The organism is Acinetobacter geminorum (assembly GCF_013009345.1).
Classification (GTDB): domain Bacteria; phylum Pseudomonadota; class Gammaproteobacteria; order Pseudomonadales; family Moraxellaceae; genus Acinetobacter; species Acinetobacter geminorum.
In genome coordinates this window covers 25,190-47,270 of record NZ_JABELE010000021.1, presented here as the reverse complement: position 1 = coordinate 47,270, position 22,081 = coordinate 25,190, and the positions used below count along the sequence as shown (strand labels likewise).

27 protein-coding genes, 1 tRNA gene, 2 pseudogenes and 1 other annotated feature are annotated in these 22,081 nt (G+C 42.5%); of the genes and pseudogenes, 22 read left to right on the top strand and 8 right to left on the bottom strand.

Annotation, left to right across the window (positions count from 1 at the left end; translation table 11 throughout):
* Window positions 1-209 precede the first annotated feature (209 nt).
* A pseudogene (locus HJG58_RS16700) lies at window positions 210-558 on the bottom strand (IS630 transposase-related protein).
* Window positions 559-617: 59 nt separating this feature from the next.
* On the opposite strand from HJG58_RS16700, the pseudogene HJG58_RS16695 reads away from it, so the two are divergent.
* The 4 genes and pseudogenes from HJG58_RS16695 (at window position 618) to HJG58_RS16680 (ending at window position 3,560) form a co-directional block, all read left to right on the top strand.
* A pseudogene (locus tag HJG58_RS16695) lies at window positions 618-949 on the top strand (GGDEF domain-containing protein).
* Window positions 950-960: 11 nt separating this feature from the next.
* Window positions 961-1,449: a phosphate-starvation-inducible PsiE family protein gene (locus tag HJG58_RS16690; protein WP_017401780.1), complete on the top strand. Its 489-nt coding sequence runs from the start codon at window positions 961-963 to the stop codon at window positions 1,447-1,449.
* Window positions 1,436-2,389 carry a zinc metalloprotease HtpX gene (locus HJG58_RS16685; protein WP_032007497.1) on the top strand — a complete coding sequence of 318 codons (954 nt, stop codon included), beginning with the start codon at window positions 1,436-1,438 and terminating at the stop codon, window positions 2,387-2,389. The genes HJG58_RS16690 and HJG58_RS16685 overlap by 14 nt, the downstream gene beginning before the upstream one ends.
* Window positions 2,390-2,408: 19 nt before the next feature.
* Window positions 2,409-3,560 (top strand): S1C family serine protease, encoded by a 1,152-nt coding sequence (locus HJG58_RS16680; protein ID WP_000221973.1) that lies wholly within the window; start codon window positions 2,409-2,411, stop codon window positions 3,558-3,560.
* A 730-nt stretch (window positions 3,561-4,290) separates the two neighbouring features.
* Here the strand turns inward: HJG58_RS16680 and HJG58_RS16675 are convergent.
* The gene (locus HJG58_RS16675; RefSeq protein ID WP_170249646.1) at window positions 4,291-5,208 is read right to left on the bottom strand and encodes a hypothetical protein; all 918 of its coding nucleotides are present in this window, start codon (window positions 5,206-5,208) and stop codon (window positions 4,291-4,293) included.
* A 36-nt stretch (window positions 5,209-5,244) separates the two neighbouring features.
* Window positions 5,245-5,727 (bottom strand): hypothetical protein, encoded by a 483-nt coding sequence (locus tag HJG58_RS16670; protein ID WP_004740156.1) that lies wholly within the window; start codon window positions 5,725-5,727, stop codon window positions 5,245-5,247.
* A gap of 231 nt (window positions 5,728-5,958) precedes the next feature.
* On the opposite strand from HJG58_RS16670, the gene tatA reads away from it, so the two are divergent.
* From tatA to tatC, 3 genes are read left to right on the top strand one after another with little or no spacing between them, the layout of a single operon-like run.
* Window positions 5,959-6,186: a Sec-independent protein translocase subunit TatA gene (gene tatA, locus HJG58_RS16665; protein WP_002123495.1), complete on the top strand. Its 228-nt coding sequence runs from the start codon at window positions 5,959-5,961 to the stop codon at window positions 6,184-6,186.
* Between the two features lie 33 nt (window positions 6,187-6,219).
* On the top strand, window positions 6,220-6,564 hold the full coding sequence (tatB, locus tag HJG58_RS16660; RefSeq protein ID WP_002123497.1) for a Sec-independent protein translocase protein TatB: 345 nt from the start codon (window positions 6,220-6,222) through the stop codon (window positions 6,562-6,564).
* Between the two features lie 3 nt (window positions 6,565-6,567).
* Window positions 6,568-7,332, top strand: coding sequence for a twin-arginine translocase subunit TatC (gene tatC, locus HJG58_RS16655; RefSeq protein ID WP_425426815.1), 765 nt, complete (start codon window positions 6,568-6,570; stop codon window positions 7,330-7,332).
* Between the two features lie 201 nt (window positions 7,333-7,533).
* Here tatC and HJG58_RS16650 read toward each other — a convergent pair whose 3' ends face one another.
* Window positions 7,534-7,743, bottom strand: a complete 210-nt coding sequence (locus tag HJG58_RS16650; protein ID WP_002123499.1) for a helix-turn-helix domain-containing protein — start codon at window positions 7,741-7,743, stop codon at window positions 7,534-7,536.
* 356 nt (window positions 7,744-8,099) lie between these two features.
* Between HJG58_RS16650 and HJG58_RS16645 the strand changes: the two genes are divergently transcribed.
* The 5 genes from HJG58_RS16645 (at window position 8,100) to HJG58_RS16625 (ending at window position 10,974) form a co-directional block, all read left to right on the top strand.
* A protein-coding gene (locus tag HJG58_RS16645; RefSeq protein ID WP_107908566.1) for an IS3 family transposase occupies window positions 8,100-9,319 on the top strand; the annotation gives its coding sequence in 2 pieces (ribosomal slippage) (window positions 8,100-8,376 and window positions 8,376-9,319; 1,221 coding nt in all).
* Window positions 8,375-8,491: a sequence feature (AL1L pseudoknot), on the top strand. Its footprint overlaps the gene before it by 117 nt.
* Before the next feature lie 113 nt (window positions 9,320-9,432).
* A tRNA-Asn gene (locus HJG58_RS16640) sits at window positions 9,433-9,508 on the top strand.
* Window positions 9,509-9,702: 194 nt separating this feature from the next.
* Complete coding sequence (locus HJG58_RS16635) at window positions 9,703-9,954, top strand: hypothetical protein (protein ID WP_004832969.1); 252 nt, start codon at window positions 9,703-9,705, stop codon at window positions 9,952-9,954.
* 344 nt (window positions 9,955-10,298) lie between these two features.
* Window positions 10,299-10,472, top strand: coding sequence for a hypothetical protein (locus HJG58_RS16630; RefSeq protein WP_002123623.1), 174 nt, complete (start codon window positions 10,299-10,301; stop codon window positions 10,470-10,472).
* Window positions 10,459-10,974, top strand: coding sequence for a hypothetical protein (locus HJG58_RS16625; RefSeq protein WP_002123634.1), 516 nt, complete (start codon window positions 10,459-10,461; stop codon window positions 10,972-10,974). Before HJG58_RS16630 ends, HJG58_RS16625 begins: the two co-directional genes overlap by 14 nt.
* Window positions 10,975-10,988: 14 nt before the next feature.
* Here HJG58_RS16625 and HJG58_RS16620 read toward each other — a convergent pair whose 3' ends face one another.
* Window positions 10,989-11,210 carry a hypothetical protein gene (locus HJG58_RS16620; protein ID WP_004832966.1) on the bottom strand — a complete coding sequence of 74 codons (222 nt, stop codon included), beginning with the start codon at window positions 11,208-11,210 and terminating at the stop codon, window positions 10,989-10,991.
* A 69-nt stretch (window positions 11,211-11,279) separates the two neighbouring features.
* Window positions 11,280-11,609: a hypothetical protein gene (locus HJG58_RS16615; protein ID WP_002123631.1), complete on the bottom strand. Its 330-nt coding sequence runs from the start codon at window positions 11,607-11,609 to the stop codon at window positions 11,280-11,282.
* Window positions 11,610-12,959: 1,350 nt separating this feature from the next.
* Between HJG58_RS16615 and HJG58_RS16610 the strand changes: the two genes are divergently transcribed.
* From HJG58_RS16610 to HJG58_RS16590, 5 genes are all read left to right on the top strand, one after another.
* Window positions 12,960-13,142, top strand: coding sequence for a hypothetical protein (locus HJG58_RS16610; RefSeq protein ID WP_223235332.1), 183 nt, complete (start codon window positions 12,960-12,962; stop codon window positions 13,140-13,142).
* A 730-nt stretch (window positions 13,143-13,872) separates the two neighbouring features.
* Window positions 13,873-14,298: a hypothetical protein gene (locus HJG58_RS16605; RefSeq protein WP_000960557.1), complete on the top strand. Its 426-nt coding sequence runs from the start codon at window positions 13,873-13,875 to the stop codon at window positions 14,296-14,298.
* Window positions 14,299-14,738: 440 nt separating this feature from the next.
* Window positions 14,739-15,539, top strand: a complete 801-nt coding sequence (locus HJG58_RS16600) for a hypothetical protein (RefSeq protein ID WP_002125709.1) — start codon at window positions 14,739-14,741, stop codon at window positions 15,537-15,539.
* A 393-nt stretch (window positions 15,540-15,932) separates the two neighbouring features.
* Window positions 15,933-16,502: a LysM peptidoglycan-binding domain-containing protein gene (locus HJG58_RS16595; protein ID WP_000819254.1), complete on the top strand. Its 570-nt coding sequence runs from the start codon at window positions 15,933-15,935 to the stop codon at window positions 16,500-16,502.
* Window positions 16,503-16,536: 34 nt separating this feature from the next.
* A complete protein-coding gene (locus tag HJG58_RS16590; RefSeq protein ID WP_000146944.1) occupies window positions 16,537-16,815 on the top strand; it encodes a hypothetical protein in 279 nt (92 codons plus the stop codon).
* 63 nt (window positions 16,816-16,878) lie between these two features.
* Here the strand turns inward: HJG58_RS16590 and HJG58_RS16585 are convergent, their stop codons facing one another.
* Both HJG58_RS16585 and HJG58_RS16580 read right to left on the bottom strand, forming a co-directional pair.
* Window positions 16,879-17,172 (bottom strand): hypothetical protein, encoded by a 294-nt coding sequence (locus HJG58_RS16585; protein WP_000741665.1) that lies wholly within the window; start codon window positions 17,170-17,172, stop codon window positions 16,879-16,881.
* Between the two features lie 125 nt (window positions 17,173-17,297).
* Window positions 17,298-19,007 carry a DEAD/DEAH box helicase gene (locus HJG58_RS16580; RefSeq protein ID WP_000521251.1) on the bottom strand — a complete coding sequence of 570 codons (1,710 nt, stop codon included), beginning with the start codon at window positions 19,005-19,007 and terminating at the stop codon, window positions 17,298-17,300.
* A gap of 78 nt (window positions 19,008-19,085) precedes the next feature.
* Between HJG58_RS16580 and HJG58_RS16575 the strand changes: the two genes are divergently transcribed.
* The 5 genes from HJG58_RS16575 to HJG58_RS16555 are packed head-to-tail and all read left to right on the top strand — an operon-like array spanning window position 19,086 to window position 22,077.
* Entirely contained in the window at window positions 19,086-19,724 is a 639-nt protein-coding gene (locus HJG58_RS16575) for a ParB/RepB/Spo0J family partition protein (protein WP_000110211.1), read from the top strand.
* Between the two features lie 28 nt (window positions 19,725-19,752).
* Window positions 19,753-20,355, top strand: a complete 603-nt coding sequence (locus HJG58_RS16570) for a hypothetical protein (protein ID WP_000131110.1) — start codon at window positions 19,753-19,755, stop codon at window positions 20,353-20,355.
* On the top strand, window positions 20,352-21,002 hold the full coding sequence (locus HJG58_RS16565) for a ParB/Srx family N-terminal domain-containing protein (protein WP_001292430.1): 651 nt from the start codon (window positions 20,352-20,354) through the stop codon (window positions 21,000-21,002). The genes HJG58_RS16570 and HJG58_RS16565 overlap by 4 nt, the downstream gene beginning before the upstream one ends.
* Complete coding sequence (locus HJG58_RS16560) at window positions 21,002-21,658, top strand: ATP-binding cassette domain-containing protein (protein ID WP_170249645.1); 657 nt, start codon at window positions 21,002-21,004, stop codon at window positions 21,656-21,658. The genes HJG58_RS16565 and HJG58_RS16560 overlap by 1 nt, the downstream gene beginning before the upstream one ends.
* Window positions 21,655-22,077: a thioredoxin family protein gene (locus HJG58_RS16555; RefSeq protein ID WP_000184979.1), complete on the top strand. Its 423-nt coding sequence runs from the start codon at window positions 21,655-21,657 to the stop codon at window positions 22,075-22,077. The genes HJG58_RS16560 and HJG58_RS16555 overlap by 4 nt, the downstream gene beginning before the upstream one ends.
* Window positions 22,078-22,081 lie beyond the last annotated feature (4 nt).

The following is a 22,081-nucleotide window of genomic DNA, read 5'->3' as shown; positions in this document are numbered from 1 at the left end:
ATTTTAGGTGTCGACTTATTCATTTGAAAATTATATTGTGGAATAAGCCTTTAGAGATAGGTTTGTGCAACAAAGCCATTGCCAATTATATGTTCCATAACAAGGATTTCCCTGTTTTGAATAACCATGAGGTCTATGTTCATGAGATTTAAATCCACTTTCATCAAGATAGATGATTGGGTGTTGATACCTTAATCGGTTTAAATCTTTTAAATACTGCTCTCTGAGTTCTGTTTTTGCTTTCGGGTGCAGTAAGGTCTTTTTTTAACTGTGATATTTAGATCCTTGAGCGCATCTCCAATTGTAGAAATACCACAACCAAAACGAGCAGCGCGTTCATATTGATAATCATCAGGATATTGCTCAACATCTGCACGTAAGGCATCATCATCAACTTTAGATGGTTTTCTTGGTCGAGTTCTTTTTATTTCGATTCGCTTTTTTCCATTCGACAATTGTATTTTTATCAATTTCGAAGTGCTGAGCAACCGCTCGAATAGATTGGCCTTCTTCAAGCTTGGCTAATATTTTCTTTCTAAAATGTATTGGATAACTCATATCGGTATTGTATTGGTTTTTTTGCGTGCTTACTATATGGACACGGGTGCGGCGATGAGGTGCTCAAGCACTTTGCTGCACGGTTGAGGGAACACATTCGCGCAACCGACATGGCTGCCCGGATTGGGGGGAGGAATTCGCTGTGTTGTTGGAAGCGGCATCGATTGAAGACGCCCAAGTATGGGCGGAGCGATTTCGTCAAGACGTTGCGACGACAGCGGTGGTGTGTGGAGAGGTGTCGATCAGCTATAGCGCCAGCATGGGGGTGGCCCCCCTTGACGTCTGCTTAAACTCTTCCGAGCAGGTGATGCAGCAGGCGGACAGCGCGCTCTACCAGGCAAAAAGACAAGGGCGCAACCAAGTTGTGGGCGCACAAGTATTTCAGAATTGAGAGGAATGGCGATGAAGGAAAAGCAACCGGACCCGATCAAAACATTTCGTGCCCAATGGGCAGTGATGACGTTCTACGAGCGCTTCGAACAGGTGATCGCGCTCGCGCTGTCCGCAATCATTGCCGTGATCATCGTGGTCTCGCTGCTGCAGCTGATCTCGATCGTCTTCAGCCTGCTGGTCATCGATGCGTTCAATCCGCTCGATCACAAGGTCTTCCAGACCGTGTTCGGCATGATCATGACGCTGCTCATCGCCATGGAGTTTAAGCATTCCATCGTGCGGGTGGCCTTGCGCCGCGATAGCATCATCCAAGTCAAGACGGTGATCCTGATCGGGCTGATCGCCCTGGCGCGCAAGTTCGTGATCCTCGACCCGGAGACCAGCCCCGCCAAGATCGCGGCGCTCGCAGGCGCGATGCTGGCCCTCGGGGCGACTTACTGGCTGCTGCGCGAGCGCGATGACCGGGCCGCTGGGGAAAGCCCAAATGAGCCATCGTGATCGGCGCCACGCGCAGGCTGCCGGCGCGCGGCATCGCTGGCTCAATCGCCTGCAAACCGCGCTGTTGGTGCTGACCCTGCTCGGGATTGCCGCCGTCGCCGGCAGCCTGCTGTTGGGTGACAGCGCTCTGTGGCTGGCGCTGGCGGCCGCGGGGTTCACCCTGCTGCTCGAACCGGCGGCGGCTTCCGGGCTGACCCTGCGGCTGTATGGCGCACGCCCTCTGCACCCGAATGAAGCGCCCGATCTTTGGGCTGTGTTGCGCGAACTGGCGGCGCGGGCCGGGTTGCCTGCCGTGCCGGTACCGCACTACGTGCCCAGCGGGGTCGTCAACGCCTTCGCCACCGGTACGAAGCATCACGCGGCCATCGCGCTGACCGACGGTCTGCTGCGTAGCCTCACGCTCCGCGAGTTGACCGGCGTGCTCGGCCACGAAATCGCGCATATTGCGAACGAGGATTTGCGTGTCATGGGGCTGGCCGATTCCATCAGCCGGCTCACCCATCTTCTGGCCTTGTTGGGGCAAATCATGCTCCTCTTCAGCCTGCCGGCCTTACTGTGGGGCACAGTCGCTATCCAGTGGCCGGCGCTGCTGTTGCTGGCCGTTTCGCCGCAGCTCGCGCTGCTGGCGCAACTGGGTTTGTCGCGGGTGCGCGAATTCGACGCCGACCGGCTCACCGCCGAATTGACCGGCGACCCACAGGGATTGGCTTTGGCGCTCGCCAAGATCGAGCGGGAGAGTCGCGCCTGGCTGCTGCCCGGATGGGGCAACCCGGAACCCTCCTGGTTGCGCACGCATCCGGCGACGACAGAGCGCATCCAACGCTTGCGGGAATTGGCTGATTCGATGGCACCGCAACCGCTTCATTCCAGCCCATTTCTGCCGGACATCCCCTTGGCGCCACGCCCACCGCGTTGGCGCGCCAGCGGTGTCTGGCGCTGATTTCAACAAGGAGAATGGCATGACCTACCCCGATCTCAACAGCCGCCCGGCGCCGGACCGATTCATCCGGCGCTGGCTCGTCATCACTGGCTGCATCGCCGCACTCATGCTGCTGTGGCAGTTCTTGCCTGCCATCGAAGCCTGGTTCAGTCCGCGCGAAGCGGCCGAGCGCACGGTGACACCGCGTGGTGATCTGGCGGCAGACGAGCAGACCACCATCCAACTGTTCGAGAAATCGCGCGGGTCGGTGGTTTACATCACCACGGCGCAACTGGTGCGTGACGTCTGGTCGCGCAATGTCTTTTCCGTGCCGCGCGGCACCGGCTCCGGCTTCATCTGGGACGATGCCGGCCACGTGGTGACCAACTTCCACGTCATCCAGGGGGCATCGTCTGCCACGGTCAAACTGGCCGACGGTCGCGATTATCAGGCTGCGCTGGTGGGCGCCAGCCCCGAGCACGACATCGCCGTGCTCAAGATCGGCGTCGGCTTCAAGCGCCCGCCAGCTGTGCCGGTGGGCACCAGTGCCGACCTCAAGGTCGGGCAGAAAGTGTTCGCTATCGGCAATCCCTTCGGATTGGACTGGACGCTCACCACCGGCATCGTCTCGGCGCTCGACCGCACCCTCGACGGCGAAGGGGGCGGGCCTGCCATCGATCACCTGATCCAGACCGACGCCGCTATCAACCCCGGCAACTCCGGCGGCCCGCTGCTCGATTCGGCTGGGCGGCTGATCGGCATCAACACCGCCATCTACAGCCCTTCGGGCGCGTCCGCTGGCATCGGTTTCGCTGTGCCGGTGGATACCGTCATGCGCGTGGTGCCGCAACTCATAAAGACCGGCAAGTACATCCGTCCGGCGCTGGGCATCGAGGTGGATGAGCAGCTCAACGCGCGTCTGCAGGCGCTGACCGGTAGTAAGGGCGTATTCGTATTGCGCGTGACGCCGGGCTCGGTGGCGCACAGGGCCGGGCTCGTCGGCGTCGAGGTCACCGCAGGCGGCATCGTGCCCGGCGATCGCGTTATCAGCATCGACGGTATCGCCGTCGACGACGTCACCACATTACAGGCCCGGCTAGACGACAAGAACGTTGGAGATGTTGTGGTCTTGTTAGTGGAGCGGGCCGGCAAGACTCGCGAGATGCTTGTGGAACTACAACCGGGAGTTTGATGGAAAGTGGGTCATGGATCTGCACAGCGAAGCAGTCAAGCGACTTCAGCCTTGCGCCGAACTACGAGCCCTAGCTAGTGCAGTGGGGGGAAGGCTGTTTAGGTTAAATGGATATAAGGGAGTCATTTTTGATTGTGTTTTTAAAAGAAGATGTTGATTTTTTTGGGTAAGCATTTAGGGCGTCCAAGGGTTGGAGCAGTTGGCACGGATGAGAGAGCTCAATGCTCGCTAGGGATTGGATCTATGTGTTTTTTCTGACTGACTGCTTACGTGTTGGAACGGGCAACATCGGAAAAGGATGAATTTTTATTTTCACCATTTACCGTATTTTTCGAGCCTGGGCGAAAATTAGGATGATACTTTAGCGCCCTTAATCATTCTCCCATGAAAGGCAAAACGATCCAGTCTCGGGTGTAAGTGCTCACAACATACTGATATAAAATGGATTTTTTATGAATAGGAGAGCGCGCGACGTTTCTCTCTGTTTTTAGGGTTAGGATGAAACTTAACCTTGGTGAAAGATGTGACCAAGATTATGACTAGATTAATAAGTCTTTATTTTTAAAGACTTATTTTATATTTTCTTTTAGTCATAATTTTAGTCATAAAATATAGAAAAACTAGATCAAAATACAACCAAATAAGTCATAAAAAACCGATTCCATTTTAAATCTATGGTTCAAATCGATAAAGCATTTGGTTCATTTCAATTATTAGATTAAAACAAGGCTCATGTCGAACACCAAACTTTTAGGTCAGCTCTTGTTGTTTTCTTTATGTACGATTCAGTACATGCTAATAACTTTGATATCTCTTCGGTAATAACTGATTTACTTAAGCCGGGCTGAACAATTGTTACCTCTAATTTAATTGGCATCGTATTTGCCATATTTCTATATTTTTCTAAGTCAGCTAACTCACCTTTTACAAATCTACTAAAACCTTCAGATAGCCATTTATTGTTACGACCGTTGATATGTTTGAATAAGTGTTTTAGACCCGCATGTTTCCAACGTATAGAACGCTGAGCTTGTCCACAAACTTCATACATATCAGCTAATCTTCGACCAGCTTCAGGCGAACTTGAATATTTACAATGATATAAACTTAGAATTATTTCGTTATTCTCTTGTCTTAAAGCGACTAGATCAGCAATTTCACCACTGCCATCATCATTAATTATTATTTCAAATTGATCTTGAATCATACTCAAAGTTTGAAATTGGACAGTATTTTTAGTTTGGGCTTTCCCCATTGATTCTTTAGTAATATCTACAGTCCAATTAATTTGATTCAAACCATCTACATCGAAGGTATTGTCTATTAAATTTATTTGGATCAAATAACAGTTATAACTCATTGAACCATCAACATAATGGATCCTAACTGGATCTTTCACCATTTTTTCCTCGAAAGAAATAGTTGAACTATGAGTCTTAATAGATATTAAACTTCCTTCAACATGTTCATACATGTAGCCTGAGGGAAATTGATCTGAAATATTTAAGCGATATAAACCAAAGAGATCTTCTGTATAGATTTTTATATAAAGTTGCTCAGATTCATCCTTAAAAACGTTTAGATCAGCTAAAAACAAAGGAATTTCTGTCTGATCAAACAAAATATTTACTAGACTGATCTCAACCACAGTGGGGTAACACCGTTTCAGTTATTGTTCTGGTGGTTATTCTAGTCGCTGTGGTGAAAGTATATTTTGTAAATTATCTAAATAGTTTTGACGAAGTGAAAGTTTGCACTGCGATCGTGTGATTGAGCTGGATTTAGTCAATTTTGATGTATTCATTAAATCATTGCACATCATTCTTTCATAATTTTCATATTTAGATTGAATGCTTTTTTTATTTATGTGAGGTTTTTTATTATCTAATATTTTATTTATTTTATTTATTTTATTATTAATATCTTCCAATTCTTTTTGCGTACAATCTACTGCAAGGTTGAATCCTTGTTTGTGGTCTGATATGCACCTTTCATATGCTTTTGAATATCCTTCTGATTGATTGTTTTTCGGAGGGTTTTGGCTGTCTATAATACTGCTTTTAGTAGTCGTGTACTTTGTGTTGTGTGATATGCCACTATCGCTTGCCTTTGCACAACTTAATGATAATAAAGCAAATAATAAGGTGGTAAGTATTGTATTGTTCATGCGTTGATCCTCGATTGTATACAGCTAAAGCTGTAGTTAAGCTCAATAAGCATCAGTTACTATATGTTTTAGATAAAGACTTGTAAAATAAAAGTGTGAATTAATTTTCCTGATAATGGTTGATTAAAATTTGACGACACAATAATTTATTTTTAATTTTTTATTTATTTTTAAGTTCTTTGGTGTAGTATTTATTTTAAGTTATTTTTTTGTTTAGGTGAGGGTTGTGAAATGGCAGGTCTATCAATTTGGCATATTTTATTGTTCTTGATTATTGTTGTTTTGCTTTTTGGTACATCGAAGCTCAAAGGGCTGGGTCGTGACCTAGGTGGTGCGGTTAAGGATTTTAAAGATTCAGTAAAAAATGAAGATCAAGATCAAAAACTACTTGCCGAAGATACTTCGGTGATTGATGTGTCTAGTCATACCGTTCGAGATGCGTCACATACGCAAAAGTAATTTTCATCATTTGGCATAAAGGTGGTTTAACCAATGTTAGATATGGGATTTAGTGAAATCTTACTGTTTGGTATTGTCGCTATTGTGGTGCTTGGTCCTGACAAGTTACCACAAGCAATGCGTACAGTAGGGCGATGGTATGGAAAAGCTCGACGCTTAATGCATAGCGTGCAGCACGATATTGAGAAGGAGCTCAATCTGCTCGAGATGAAAGAACAAGTTCAGCGTGAACTTGATCAAATCCGTGCAGTAGAACGAGATATGCAACAGCAGTTGGTTGAAATGAGAAAGAGTGCTGAAGATATTGCGAGTACAAAAGCGCAACAAGGGCAAAGTAATCCAGCTGCTCAACAACCTGCACAAAGTATAGGAGAGTAGATGATGGCTTCTTCACAAACTCAACAAAGTGATCAGCCGTTGCAGTCTATGCCATTGATGTCGCATGTGATTGAACTGCGTAAATACTTGATGCGGATATTGATTGCGGTTTTTGCCGCATTCTTTAGCATGATTCCATTTGCCAATGACTTGTATGAAGTGCTTTCAAAGCCTTTGCGTTTACAGCTTCCTGCAGATGCGACCATGATTGCCACGGATATTACCACGACATTTATGGCACCATTTAAGCTCAGCTTTTTTATCGCAGTAATCGTGGTGATGCCATACATTCTGTACCAGATTTGGCTTTTCATCACGCCAGCTTTGTATAAGCAAGAAAAACGTATTGCAGTACCATTGCTCGTATCAAGTATTGTATTATTTTATGTTGGTATCTCGTTTGCGTACTTTATAACTTTACCTGCAGTGTTGGCATTTTTCTTACATGCAGCACCCGAGGCAGTTGCACCAATGACTGATATTAATAGCTATCTGAGTTTTTGCTTGAAATTATTTTTGGTCTTTGGGGTAACTTTTGAAGTGCCTGTAGCGACATTATTATTGATTTTGGTGAACTTAGTTTCCGTGGAAACACTGACTCGAAATCGACGTTATGTGATTGTTGGCTGTTTCTTTGTTTCGATGTTTATTACGCCACCAGACGCTCTTAGTATGGTAATGTTGGCGATTCCGATGTGGCTACTTTTTGAGATTGGGTTGATGTTTGGGCGTTTTATCGAAAAGTCCAAAACGCCACAAACTGCTTAATTGTAAGTCAAAGTATGAGTGGTAGAACTAGTAAGCTAGTTGTGCCATTCATGGCTGAATTTCTATTGTTTAGGCTCTGTATAAAGTTTTGCATGATGATTTTAAAGTACAGGAAGTACTTGGCAAAACAAAAATTCTAAAACTAAGCCAATCAGAAAAATAATAGGTTCTGCGACTAAATGTGTCGTTCAAAAAACTATTTTAATCTGGTAATAAGTCTTTGGGGCTAATTTGTAAAACCTGTGCGATTTGATACAGCTTATCTACTGTCAGATTGACTTCTCCACGTTCGATACGCCCTAAATAGCTACGATCTATTTCACATTTTAAAGCTAATGATTCTTGAGTAATGCTTGATTCGGTTCTTTTCTGACGAATAATTTTCCCAATCTTTACTGCTAACGCTGTCATTTTTACTGGAAAGTATAAAAAACAGTAATATCAGTAATTGAGGACTATAAATCCACGGACTATAATCCTCTTTTATTTGCTGGGCAGTCCATTATGAAAAATTCCGTACATCTACCTTTTTACAATGAGTTTATGGACATCTTTACAAATTATGAAATTAAAAATTGGCAGGCTAAACATTTTTGGGAAAAAATGATCATTGGTAAAAAATCTAAAACTAAACAACATCGGCGACTGATGTATGTGGGATTGCGAGTTTTAGTAAGGTGCAAGTACTTAGAAGTAGATGTATCAGAATCTACATCATGAACCGTACCGGGTTTGTCGGAGACTCAGTATTCTGAGAGAATGTTCCGATGACCAAATTAAAATATACCCCTGAAATCAGAGAAAGAGCGGTTCAATTATTGATTGAATCTGAAAAAGACTATCCATCTAATTGGGCTGCGATCACAGCTATTGCGCCTAAGATTGGTTGTACTCCTGAAACACTTCGTGCTTGGCATCAAAAGCATTTAGATGAGCAAAATCCTATCAAAGTACAACAGATCTCTGATCAAGAAAAAATGAAGCAAATGGAACGTGAAATCAAAGAATTAAAGCGTGCCAATGAAATTCTGCGTAAAGCAGCCGCTTTTTTCGCCCAGGCGGAGCTCGACCGCCCACACAAATAATGGTGGATTTCATCCATAACAATAAGGCGTTATATGGTGTTGAGGCGATTTGTAGGATTTTACCGATCTCAGCTTCTACCTATTATCGAACACTAGATATTGCTGAAAACCCAGAACATCGAGCAAAGCGAGATCTACATGATTTGCATCATGCTGAACAAATTAAACGAATTTGGAAAGAAAGTTCAGGTCGATATGGTGTACGTAAAGTTTGGCAACAACTGAAACGTGAAGGTTATGTTATTGCACGCTGTACTGTTGCTCGATTAATGAAAAAGCTAGGTATACAAGGTGTTTGGCGAGGTAAGAACAAACAAACCACCCGTAGCCGAGATGACCAAAAACGAGCAGATGATTTAGTGAAACGTAATTTTACTGCTGATCATCCTGACCAACTGTGGGTCAGTGACTTTACGTATATTCAAACTCATTCAGGCTGGGTCTATACCGCCTTTATTATTGATGTGTTCTCACGAGCAATTGTTGGCTGGAAAGTATCTACACGAATGAATACAGATATAGTGCTCGATGCATTAGAGCAAGCATTGCATGATCGAGGCATGCCAAAGAATGTGATTCATCATTCCGACAGAGGTGTGCAATATCTTTCCATTCGTTATACCCATCGTTTAGAAGCAGCAAATTTACGAGCATCAGTCGGTACGAATGGTGATTCATACGATAATGCTTTGGCTGAAACGGTGAATGGCTTATACAAAACAGAGGTGATTGAATATCTAAAAGCAGATTGGCAAGGTTTAGCAGATGTACAACTTGCGACACTAAACTGGGTAGATTGGTTCAAAAAAAAGCGTGTACACAGTGCACTGGGTTATGTATCGCCTTTTGAGTTTGAAGCAATGTACTATGATAAGATTAACCCGTTAGGTCAGGTGGCCTAACTTAAATAAAAAGGTCTCCGGCAAACCCGGTATGGTTCATTTTTTATCTATTTAGATTTCTATATTTCTATATAGATAAGTAGTTATAAATCCATATAATTATATAACTATATTGCGTAGTAGCTCAGTAGGTAGAGCAGCGGACTGTTAATCCGTTGGTCACTGGTTCGAGCCCATTCTAGGCAGCCATTCAACCGTGCCTGATGAGACTTTATTAGTCAAAACATTTATTAATGTCGCGCGGAGTTGCCCATGCAGGGGAATAACTGGCAACCAGTCAATCTAACCTTAAGCAAGCCGATAGTTTGTTTAGGGCGTGGATGATCAACGGATTGATATGCAGATCACATCTTGCCCTGCACCATTATTTAGTAAGACTCAAAATGACACCAAACGAAAGAACACCGATGGCTAAATTCTTTGATTTGCTGGCGTATGAGCGAAAAGGTGCTTCTGTTACTCACAAAATGGATAAAGATGAAACAAACGAATCTATTCACATCCAAGTAAGTTGCGGTTTTGCTAAATATGAAAAGAACGGTCAACATTATGTTTTTAAGTTTAATCATCAAAAACAAGAAATTGATCAAGATTGTTTTGAAGTCTTAAAAGAAAAATTCACATATAAACATTAAAAATTAATGGCTTAAAATATCTGTAGATTTCTATATATCTACATTTCTACATAGAAATTTCATTTCTAATTTAGATAGGGATAGTTTCATTTTGAAATATTCGCTATTGCAAATTATGCGTAAAAGCATAAAATAAACGATGCAAACTTAGAAATTTCTGGGTCGACCGATAGAAATTTATTATCAATATGCGTTTATGCATAAGTGAATCAATAAGGTTGCAGCCTTCTGGATTTACTAAACAACCGACTATTTAAGCGGTTTATTAAAGCTATAAAGCGAAATGGCACAAATTTATATTTGTAAGCCATCTCTTAACAACAGTCTCCTCATGGAGAAAAGTTATGAACAAGATGAGTAACCAAAACGTAAACCCTGCAATTGTTGAACTTGTTCGCATGGGTGAAGGCTTCGGTGGTACAAAAATCACTGGCAGCACACCTGAAGAAACAAGACGCAACCTTCGCAGAGCCTTTCAAGCGGCCAAGGAACGCACGAAAAGGGATGCCACAACCTGATCAACAACTCGAAAGAAAATACATCTCCCACGCAGAATTGCACGACCTATTCTTCGTAATCAGTCAACATATAGGCTTCACTATTGAAGACATTGAGGATTACGAAGAAGACATCTTTAACCTAATCGAGCTTTGGCGAGAGCAAGGTTACATCGATATATACATAGAAGATAGCGATAGACGCTACGGTAGAATCAAAAACATGGCTTCTGTACGAAATTCTGTTCCATACTATCTAAATATGTATCACGCCCGCGTTGTTAAAGGCGAGTACGATCCTTTACTTGTTATAACTTTTGAAGATACTGACCAAGTACATCCCGATGGTCACGAAATGAAAGTGGCAAGTATTCGCTTTATGGCTATTCATGATGATTTATTTGGTGAACAAGATCCAAGAGTAAAATTCAATGATGCTGCCATGAAGCAAATTCGAAAGAAAATTGATGCCTATAGAAAACAAGGCGATCAATACAATGAAGAAAAGAAAGGCTCGCAATAAGCTAGCCTTTTATTTTAAATGAACCAAGTTAACCCCACTCCCATCGCAATCATTGTTGATCCTGTAAAACCTACAACACAATACCAAGCCTGTTTAATTCGCGTGACCACCATCTCCTGCATATACAGACTACTGGTTGAGTGCGATACCGACGGGCTATGTAAATACTTACTCAGGGCAACACCGCGGTAGACAGATAACGCTACCAGCACCATTCCAACAATCATGATCAACATAAGTCACCTCATTTGTTCAATTTGATTAGTAGCGACAATTCCAAAAATACAAAAGGCATATTTATAATTTTAAGCATTTAGTAGTTTGTTGATCTGTTTAACGCCATTGCTTTGTTTCTTAATTCTGTTACCTGCAATATCAACCTTAAAAGTTAATTTCTCAAGTGCAGTTGTGAGGCTGAAATATATTTCACGTTCTTCATCGGTTAGAGTTTCAATAAAAGCCTCTTCTGGAGACATTGAGGCAAGTCTCATCTTATGCATAGATGCATTTACCAAAGCCTCAGATGCTTTCAATGAAAGTCGGCTTAATCTTGCCGCCTTATTTCTCTCGTTATGCGTCTTAACCATTAGTGCTATAACAAACAAGGCAACTAAAACAATAAATACAGTAAGCATGTATTAGAGACTCATTTAAGACATATGCCCATTATAGTAACCCCAAATAGCTTAAAAACAGGCAAAATTTGTTAAAAATCAGGCTAATCAACAACATAAGTCCACAAGCCAACAACAAACACAGAAATTCAATTATAGGCATTTGATTTTTAAGGCATTTTTCCAAATTAATACTTAGGCATTTTCCTTCAGGCAATTAAAGCTGATTTTGGTGTGAATTAATCGTTTTTATAACTCTACTCTATTTCGCTTTTTTAGAGCGTTTTAAGCAACTTTAAGCGCAAGATATAAAAGCAATCATCTTAAGTTCTAAAATGCGAAATACGCGAAACCGTGAAGAAATACGATAGCATTTATGTCGGTTTGAAAGATACATGAGAAGAATCTCTAAAAACCCAAGTGAACCGCGCCTACATTTCCGAAAATAAGTAATATAAGAATGTTCTAAGAAGATATATTTATATATTCGAAAACTCTCGGAATACCCAAGTACACCCAAGTCTCGGTAAGCGTAGAGATATAGATGCGCGGCTTAATAAAATCCTCAAACGTATAAGAAGTGATAGAGATAAAAACAAATATTGGCAAACACTTATACACCAATACTTATAGAAATATAGAAATCCATATAGATATATAGTTCGAGTAAATATACAAGCAATCTATCTATATAGAAATGTAGAAAACTATCAATATAAAAAGCCAATCAGATAGAGATAAAAAGCATGTATAACTATCTATTAATGTAGAAATCTATATAGATAGATAACAATAATACTATACGGATAGGCATAGGTAAGCGTAGATAGAGATAGATCAGTAATAAAGAAAATAGCTAATTATTTATCTATATAGATATGTAGATAGTGACACAGGTATAAGGATAGAGATAGAGGATAATACACATGTAGTAGAAAGATAAGATGGCAAAAGAAAGGCGAACGGAGTGAGCCAAAGAATTGTGTGTTTCAATCAATCGTCTACCTAGCCATTCCTTTGACCAACAGGAAATATAAAAATCAAAACTTCGGGCGACATTCTTATTTTTATAACCAAGCACACCACGGCGCACATAGGTAAGCCGAACAGCTCCACTTCCAGCTTCACCCATACCACTATTATACCTGCACCTCTCTATCTAGGGTTGAGGCAATGCACCAATCGCCACACATCGCCATATTCCAATATGCATGCCTAGGCACTTATGTAGAAATATAGAAATCTATCTACACAGCTATATAAATGGATTTTTAGTTTTCTAGCTTTGTTTCCTGCTCTATCTCTATACACTGTTATGCATCAAAGTACACATAGAGTTTTACAGTCATGCCTATAAAACAAAACGAGCTAATGAGCGAGATGGTTAATGCAATCACTACACGCCTTAACGACCTCTATATTCAGTATTACAACGACTTTTTAAGCGTTGATGCATTTGCACGTTATCACGGTCTATCTATAGAGGATATGCAAAAGCTGATTGATTTGGGCAGACATGTGAATCACAACAGTCTTTGGAAAGAGGATAAGTAATCATGTTATTTATTCATCCTGAATTACGCGCTAATGATTGAAATTAGCGGTATTGGTGTTCGAAAATTTAAAGTTATTCCATTGCCAGCGTAAAGTTGGCTTTTTGACGCTGTACCACGGCATACCAAGGCATAAAATGGATAAATCAGGCATGCCTAGGGGGTTTACAATCTAGTGAGCGCTTACTATACTTCTGACAAATGGGTTTCGGGTTGAGATTTTCTCCCCGACGCGATTTGCTTGATGGGGGTCGTGGCTTATACCGTGTCAGTGGTTTGCACTGTAAAGAAAAGTTCCTTTTCTTGTGGTGGAAATTGGCTAGGTTAGGTTACGTCTCCCCAAACTCTCTCCAAGATTTATGAGGCAAAATTCTATGGGGGGGTTTGGGGGGGCGTTCCTTAACGTTAGTGGTTTCCGCTGTAAGAAAAGGGCATACCAAAATATAGAATATGGAATTTGAAAAATTAAAAACATTTCCTTAGAATTCCAAATCTATCGAATTAACATAACTTACAACAACTCTGCGTCTGAAAACCTCCTTTGCCCGACTATCCTCTAGGTCGGGCTTTTTTTATGCTGGGTATAAAAATTCGCGGGCGCGCATATTGAAAATTAAATTTCCCCTCCTAAATACATGAATTAGTGAAATGCAAACTTACATTAACTAAATTTTGTTACACCTATTTCTTCTTGCTAATATTTTCTTCAACTAAATAAACAAGGAGTAATTATGCTGGTTAAGCGGAAAATGCTTAAAATTCGTCGCCTTGCAAGTAAAGGTAAATTAGCTCAATGGGGCTTTATATCAGCGAACCAAGCGCAAAAGATTGGGCTAGACAACGGTTTTGTCGTGATTCTTTCATTATTGCAGGGCAAACAGGTAGAACCGAAATTTACCCGCTATAAACTCAGTGATGATATCGGCAGCGAATATGGGATTGAAACGGATGCCGACCTTTCATCCATAGATCAAAGCATCATTGATGCCATTGGTGTAGCGGTCGGTGATATTTATGATGCTGCGGTAAATTATGATGAGAAAACCGCCTATGAAGATGAGCGGGAAGATTTCGAGCGTACCAATCTCATGTTTATAGATATTGAGACTGGTCATGCCTATGACTCAAATCTTAATGAAGCGGTAGGATGGGCATAGGCTCATCCTAATATTCCAAAACAGCCCACCAAAAAAAATCAAAACTTTGGCCGACATCCTATTTTTATAACCAAGCGCCACGCATCTATATAACCAAAGAGCGCCTAGCAGCTCCTTGGAATGCCACCTTCTTATCTTTAACAACCAAGGCAGACCTAGGACTCTAATCACTACCGGGTGCGCGCCTGAACCTCAAGAAAAACCGCCAGCAAACAACCCAATGCATGCCTAGAGAATGTCTGTATAAAGCATATAGATGAAACGCGCACGCACGCGAATAGCGGAGTTTATTTATTAGTGCAAGTTTTTTATTAATGAAAATTTCGATTGAATTTTTATTCCACTAAAAAACAAACAATCAAATAAAAACTTGCATCAAATTTTTATTTGCACTAATATTTAATCAAGCAATAAAGCTTACTAACAAAAGGTCAAAAATCATGAATGCACAAGTTAAAAACACAGAAACTCTAAACATCTTTGCAGACGTTAATTTTTCAGCTCATGAAGCACGTAATGCAATAGTTATAGATCAAGAGACGATAAAAGCGTATGCAAGACAGCAGAAAGTAACGAGCAAAGCAGTAGCAGTACAGCTTGATATAGCAAACGCGATCATAAACCGTATGAATAACAAGCTTGAGACAGAACAAAAAATATCAAGCACGTTATTCAGTGACTTAAGAGAAGCATGCTCACGCTCTATGCTTACAAAAATAGACACGCTTCAAAAAGCTAAGTTTGATTTATCAGATCTAGCAACAATCATCGCTCACACTGATAAATCACACATTGACTTTGTACAAGTGAAAGTCATTAGAAAAATCTTTCAAGCGATTACAGCTATCGCTGAAAACGACAGACGCAAGCTAGACGGTTACACAATGTCAATCTTGCTAAACTTATTACAGTACGGTTCACTTACGGTTAATGAATGTCGTTTATGCTGCACTACTGAAATACGCGCACAGTCGCATGAAAAGAAAGTAAGACAGTATTATTTATCTGCGCACAGTACAGCATCATCACAAGCGTCTAGCTCACGTATGACACTGAGAGCGCTTAATATCTGTAACGTTGTGAAGTCTGTAAAAGACAGTGAAATAACGTTCAATGAAAATTCTCAGTTTATTGAAGCAGTATTGTCATTCTTGCAAATGAAAGAGAATACACAACAAGAATTAGAGCGCGTACAGCATGACATTAAGAAAGAGTTAAGCGAAAAACAAGCAAGCGCATAATTTAGTAATCAGTGATATTAGTAAGCACTTACTAATATCACTCTAATAGAGAGTAAGAACATGATTAGCAACGAACATAAACTATTAATCGCTGTGTTAATTATGAGACAAGATAACAAGCGTAATAAGTGAACATGCAAAGATAAAGAAATATAGTAAGTGATTACTATATTTCTTTATATATTAATATCGAAGTCCTAGAAAAAATGCGAATGTGTCGGGTGCATAGCCTGTGTCAATCGCGACCATTTTCCAAACACCCTTTCACCACCAGGCCTATATAACAAATACTTTACCCTTGCGCCGCTTAAATCCATACACTTATCCTTGTCCCAGTACGCCATGTCCATTATTCTTTTCAGGACGACTTTCTAATAATATTTAAGGATCAATATGAAAAGATTTTTTTTGGCTACTTTGATTTTAGTTTGTTCAAATGCAATGGCAGAAGGGGAGGGCCTGTTCGCCGAGTACACCGTGAAACCGAGCGAATCATTAAATGATATAGCCAAGCGTAACGGGACCACGTGGGCAAAGCTGGCAGAAGACAATGATCTCCCTGATCCACCAACTGTTTATGTTGGGCAAAAGCTGGCAATCATGAAAAAGATGAATAAGGACGAATATCTGGCTGCGATTGCAAAGACCCGACCAACGTGCTCAAGCAAAGAAGAATGTGACAAGAAAATGGAAGCTGCTCATTTGTGGGTGAGTAAATACGCTGATTACAAGATCAGAAGTTCAAATAACGTATTAATCGAAACATACGCTCCGCGCGAGTTCACTGGCGAGATCATCGTAAAGGTTTCTAAGGAGCCTTATGGGAAGGGAACCTATGCGATCGTGGCCAACATGTCATGCAATAATCCGAATATGACCAAGCCTTATGACCCGATGGCCAGTTGCAAGAGAAACGTTTATAAGGAAATTATTAAGTTCAACGATTTCGTTAGTTCTTATTAGCTTTAAGCTATTTGACCAAGTAAAGAGGGAAAAGATGGCTTCAAAGGATGATTTAAATTATGTTGCTTACCACATTATCGAAATTCTGGAAGAACAGGGTTTAGATAATTCTTATATTAACGAAAAAATAGATCGTCTTTACGAATTCGGCGAAAATAAAGCCGCTACATTGCTTTGGGCTTCAAACCAGCTCGATAGTAGAAATTTTAGATTACTTTTGGGCAAACTTAATTTAACTCCCGATCAAGTAAAGATATTTTGTCGCGTATTGAACAAGCTGAAAAAATATTTGGGCTACAATTTATTGAGCTAAGCTTTTTAATTACCTATGATATTCCGAATAAATTAATGCCCCATATATCACTTGAGGCATTTCTTACTGCACTTGGCCAGATTTAATTAACTCTAGCGCTTTTTTCTTCAATTCCTTCCTACGCTCTTTTTCAGCAATCTTTTCTTCGCGAATGGCTTCAATATGCACACCGAAAAGCTGATCAGACAGATTGCCACTTTCAAGCAAACGTGCAAAAGCGTCAACAATCTCGCCTTGAGTGAGTTTATGCTGTTTTGCCATATTTTCTAAGGTCTGGATTGTCTCTGGACGCAAAGTGATGGATGTTCGAACTAAACCTTTTTCTTTATAAAATTTGGAAGAGTTAGTAGCTGCCATTATTTGCTCCAATTAAAATTTGATGAAAATTAAAACTTGCATATTATAGTTATTATTGCATTGATCACGCTGAAATACCACAAAATAAAACGGGCTTGCCCAAAACATTGAACAAGCCCAGAACACTATGCAGCTTTTTTGAAACCGAGCTTTTCAAACTCGAAATTCGCAACGATATTCTCGCCAAAGCCGGGTGTTTCTCTGATGATCTGTAAACGCTGTCTAGCGTGAGATTTGAGCGTTGAATTGTGCTGGTCTGTGAAATCAACAATAAACGCAACGTTTGGACCGAATTTCTTAGCACGTAACCCGCGCCCAATACGCTGGCGTAAGGCAACTTCCGCTTTCCCACCACCGGCAAGAATAATCAACCCGACAGCAGGGACATCCACACCCACATCAAGAATTGTTGTTCCAATCAGTACATCAATATCCTTATTGGCAAGTTCGGTGAGCGCAGATTTACGTTCTCCCTGATCATCTTCACCGCGAATATATCTCGCTCTGATACCTATATCGTCAAACAGCTTCAATAGGGTGTCGCCATGCGAGGTATGCTGGACGAGAACCATCGCCGTCATGCCATATTCACGGGCTTTGAGAATTTCCATACAGATGGCATTGTTCCGCTCTTCGTTTTGCACGATTCCCAAGCGATAGGCAGCTTGCCAAGGGGTAATAGAGTGTAATTTGGCTGGCTTTTTCTTCAATTCGACGATTTTGAAGTAAGGCTTAGCAAGGATTCCGCGATCAATCAGCATTTTTTCCGTAACCTTGATGGCAATCGGTCCGGAACAAGCCATCAAACGCATATTTGACTCTTGGCTTTCACGCATGAACGGCGTTCCGGTCAATGCCAAGCGGTAATAGGCGTTTTTACAGTGGCGCATGATCTCGTAATACGAATTTCCACCTGCCTCATGTGCTTCTTCGAGAATTACGAACTCAAAAAGCTCCAAAAGCTTGATGGTTTGCTGTCTAACGAGTGATTTTTCCTTGAATTTTGCTTCTGCCTTGGCTTGCATCGCAGGTGCCTTGTCCTGAAGCTCCTTTTCATGTTGCAGTGCAAGGTTATGAAGCACTTTTTTGATTTCGGACTCGACTTTACCGACCTTAATTAGCTGTTTTTTAGTGTCCGAAATCTCTTTTTCGTGTTTTTTGACTACGTTGTCATAAAGGATCTGAAATTCCTTCTCTAAAGTCGTCTCTTCCAGCTTGGCGGCGAGGGTTTGAACCATTCCGACCGTCATTTTCTTGATGGAGAGCTGACCTTTTTCATTCACCTGTCCAAAACTGCCATCACCAATGACCGAACATGCAACGCCATTTGCTTCGAATGCATCTTTCATCTGATACATCAGAATCGAACGGGTTGTTAAAAACAAGGTAGGGCGGTTAATTCGGGCCTGACACAACATGGCAATGCGTGATTTACCGCCACCAGTAGCGACTTGAGCGATAATCTGGCCATGACGTACAAGACGATCCATAACTTCCGGCTGGTAATCGTAACGAGGGTCATATCCGTAACTATCTACCACTGGTCGGGCAGGTCCAAGTGGAGCGGGGAGGGGTTTTCGTGCGAGTTTTACTTCAAAACCTGCCTTCTTGAGTCGATCCGTAACATGGACTACAAATCCTGCTGGAAAAGAGCACTTGGCAAAGTCAAAAAATGACGATCTGCCATCCCAACGGTGCTGTCTAAACGCTAGAGTTTCTTCGGCGCCATCCACCAAATAACTAAGCGCCGACTGTACTTCAAGTTTCGCCTCAACAGGAGGCTTGTGTAGGATGGCATTTACGGCGTCATAAGCGATTGTTACAACTTTTCCCATTTCAATACCTTTTGCATTTGCTTAATATTTGGCTTAAATTATAAGTAAGCACTTACTAATATTTCAAAGTAGTTTCCTATGTCAGTTGAATATTTAGAAATCGACCCAGGAGAGCTTTGGCCTAATCCTTGGAATTCAAACGTCGTATCACCTGAAAACGAGCGAAAAATCGAAGAAGGTATTAAACGTCACGGTATGTTTAAGCCAATTATCGTTCGTACCCTTCTTGATGGCCGCTTACAGATCATTGGCGGTCAGCACCGAGCAATGATTGCTAAACGTCTTGGTCTACTCACTGTGCCGGTAATGAACCTTGGGCGCATTGACGAAGCCAGAGCAAAAGAGATCGGTCTAATCGACAACGGTCGTTATGGCGAAGATGACATCGTTAAGCTCAACGAAATTCTTCATGATCTTGGCGGTATCGATGAATTGATCGATGTAATGCCTTGGTCAAGTGAAGAAATCGACATCTTCTCTAGCACTAATATAGCGCTGGACGCTCTAAGCGATCTCGATTCGCCATCAGAGGAAGTTGAATTACCCAAGACAACCAAAGTTCAAACTCACCAAATCATGCGTTTCAAGGTTCCGATCGAGGACGTAGACGCAATTACCAAACTCATCGAGAAGACCATTAAGGCACAGGGCTTTACCGAATCCGACAGCTTGACGAATGCAGGGGATGCCTTGGTTTATCTCTTGGGAAGCAAGTAATGAAACCATATGAAGGATGGGATGGCTAATGACCGATTTATCTCAAAAAGGGCAGGTTCGAATGTACCGACGGGGTGGCCAATACCCTGTAGACCTTGAAGCAATCCAGTTTAATGGAAACAACGGCTCCGAAATTGAACTCTGGCTTGGGGTTCACTGCTCAACCCAAATGAAAACAGTAGCCAGAGTAGGGGGAAATACCGATGAAGACTTTTCCCTTGTCATTCCCGGCATTGGTACAGCCGAGGCAGGTGATTACATCGCTAAAAACCTAGATGGAACGGTGGTCATCCTCAAGCCAGACTATTTCGAGAGCGAGTTTCAGGAAGTTATCACTTTCAACACGCCTGAACAGGAACATGAAGGGGCGGTTCCCGAAGTAGATGACGGCGCCTTGAAGTTTTTGAAGAAGTTCTGCAATGGATACCGCATCGTTTCAACATGCGACCTAACAGAATTGCAGATTGCAGAAGCCAACGTAGAAGGTCGTCTCTATATCGAACCTGAAGGTGGCTTCGGATGGGTAGCGCTCCCTTGGGAATTAACTACCGTCAGGGATCGGCAACGCGAAAAGTTCTACCAGATCAACAAGCAGTTGATTGAGCAAACCGATACGCGGGTGGCCGAATGAGCGAACTAAAAATCCAAATGTGGATTGTTGACGATGTAAAGCCTTACGAACTCAACGCCAAAATCCACAGTGAAGAACAAGTCGCCAAGATTGCCGAGTCGATTGCCCGCTTCGGTTGGGATCAACCCATTGTGGTAGATAAAAATGGCGTAATCATCAAGGGGCATGGTCGCCGTCTTGCAGCCATCAAGTTAGGTTTAATCGAAGTACCTGTTCTGGTCCGCGATGACTTGAATGAAGAACAGGTGAAAGCTGCACGCTTGGCCGATAACCGAGTTGCCATTGGTGACATTGATGCCGACCTGCTCAAGCTGGAGCTGCAATCCATCAACATCGAGTTCCTTGAGGACATCTTCGACAGCAAGGAGCTGGAGTTCATGCAAGCCGACCTCTCCGAAATGAACGTCGATGTGATTGTTGATGATCTGGACAGCGCGGTAGCCGAGCAACAGCGCCATACGGCAAATGCAGTATCGGAATCGAACGAAAAACCTATCCGAATCGACAAGGTTTTAGGGTTCAGCGAAGTATCGGGCAAAGAATCACGTTCCATTCACTACTTTATGGCCATTGCAGAAGATGCAACTGGACTAGAAGGGAAGGACGCTTTCGTAACGTATATCAGCAAATTGGTGGAGAGCGCTTAATGGCTGTTTATAACATCGATGTCCGATACAAAACGTCAGTTGAGCGTACCGAACGTGTACTGGAAATTGCCGAGTCGTTCGGGTTGGGCTTAGATGCGAAGGAATTTGTGGTTTTCGATAACACGCCAATTGAAATCGAGCAGGGAGACATCGTTTACATCACTGGTCAGTCTGGTGGCGGTAAATCGACCCTGCTACGGAAGCTGGCGGAACAAATGGAACAAAGCGGCTTAAAAGTCGCTGACCTGAATGCCATTGAGCATGATGACCGTCCAATCGTCGACCAGATTGGCGAAACACTAAAAGACGCTCTGGATGTACTCACCATTGCCGGCATCACTGATGCCTATATCTGGCTAAACAAGTTTGATGCCCTCTCGGACGGCCAACGTTATCGCTTCAAACTGGCAAAACTGATTGAGAGCAAGGCGGACGTCTGGATTGCAGATGAATTTCTTGCCGTTTTTGATCGAACTGTTGCCAAAGTTGTTGCGTACAACATTCAGAAAATTGCCCGAAAACTCGGAACAACCGTACTGGTTGCCACAACGCATGACGACATGGTTGAAGACCTCAACCCAAGCCTCTTCATTGATAAGCGATACCGCGAAAAAGTGGTAATCACCAAAGCACCTGAAGGATTTAAACAAGTATGACTAATCGATCAAAAAAAGTTGTAACTAAAGACACTGTAGATGCTCATGAATTCGCGTCAGAAGCATCCGAAACTGTTGCAGAGCAAATCGTTCAAGCAGAAGTTGTGGAGCGTTCTGAGAGCGAACCAGCGCAAACCAAGCGCACATTAACCCTATATTCTTCAACCGTCTGCTCACCTTGCAAGACCATCAAGCCGATTCTGGAAAAACAAATGCTAGGTCGCGCAACCGAATACCATGTGCTGACCATTGATCCAAACAATATCGAACCTGAAATCAAACAGCAGTTTGAAGAAGCGGGCGTAACGCAAGTGCCTACCCTGATCTGCAAGGAAGATGGCAAAGAGGTAGGTCGTTTATCGGGATACAGTGGTGTTCGACCGCTACTCGATGTCTTGAAAGCTTGGGAAGTGATTTAACAAA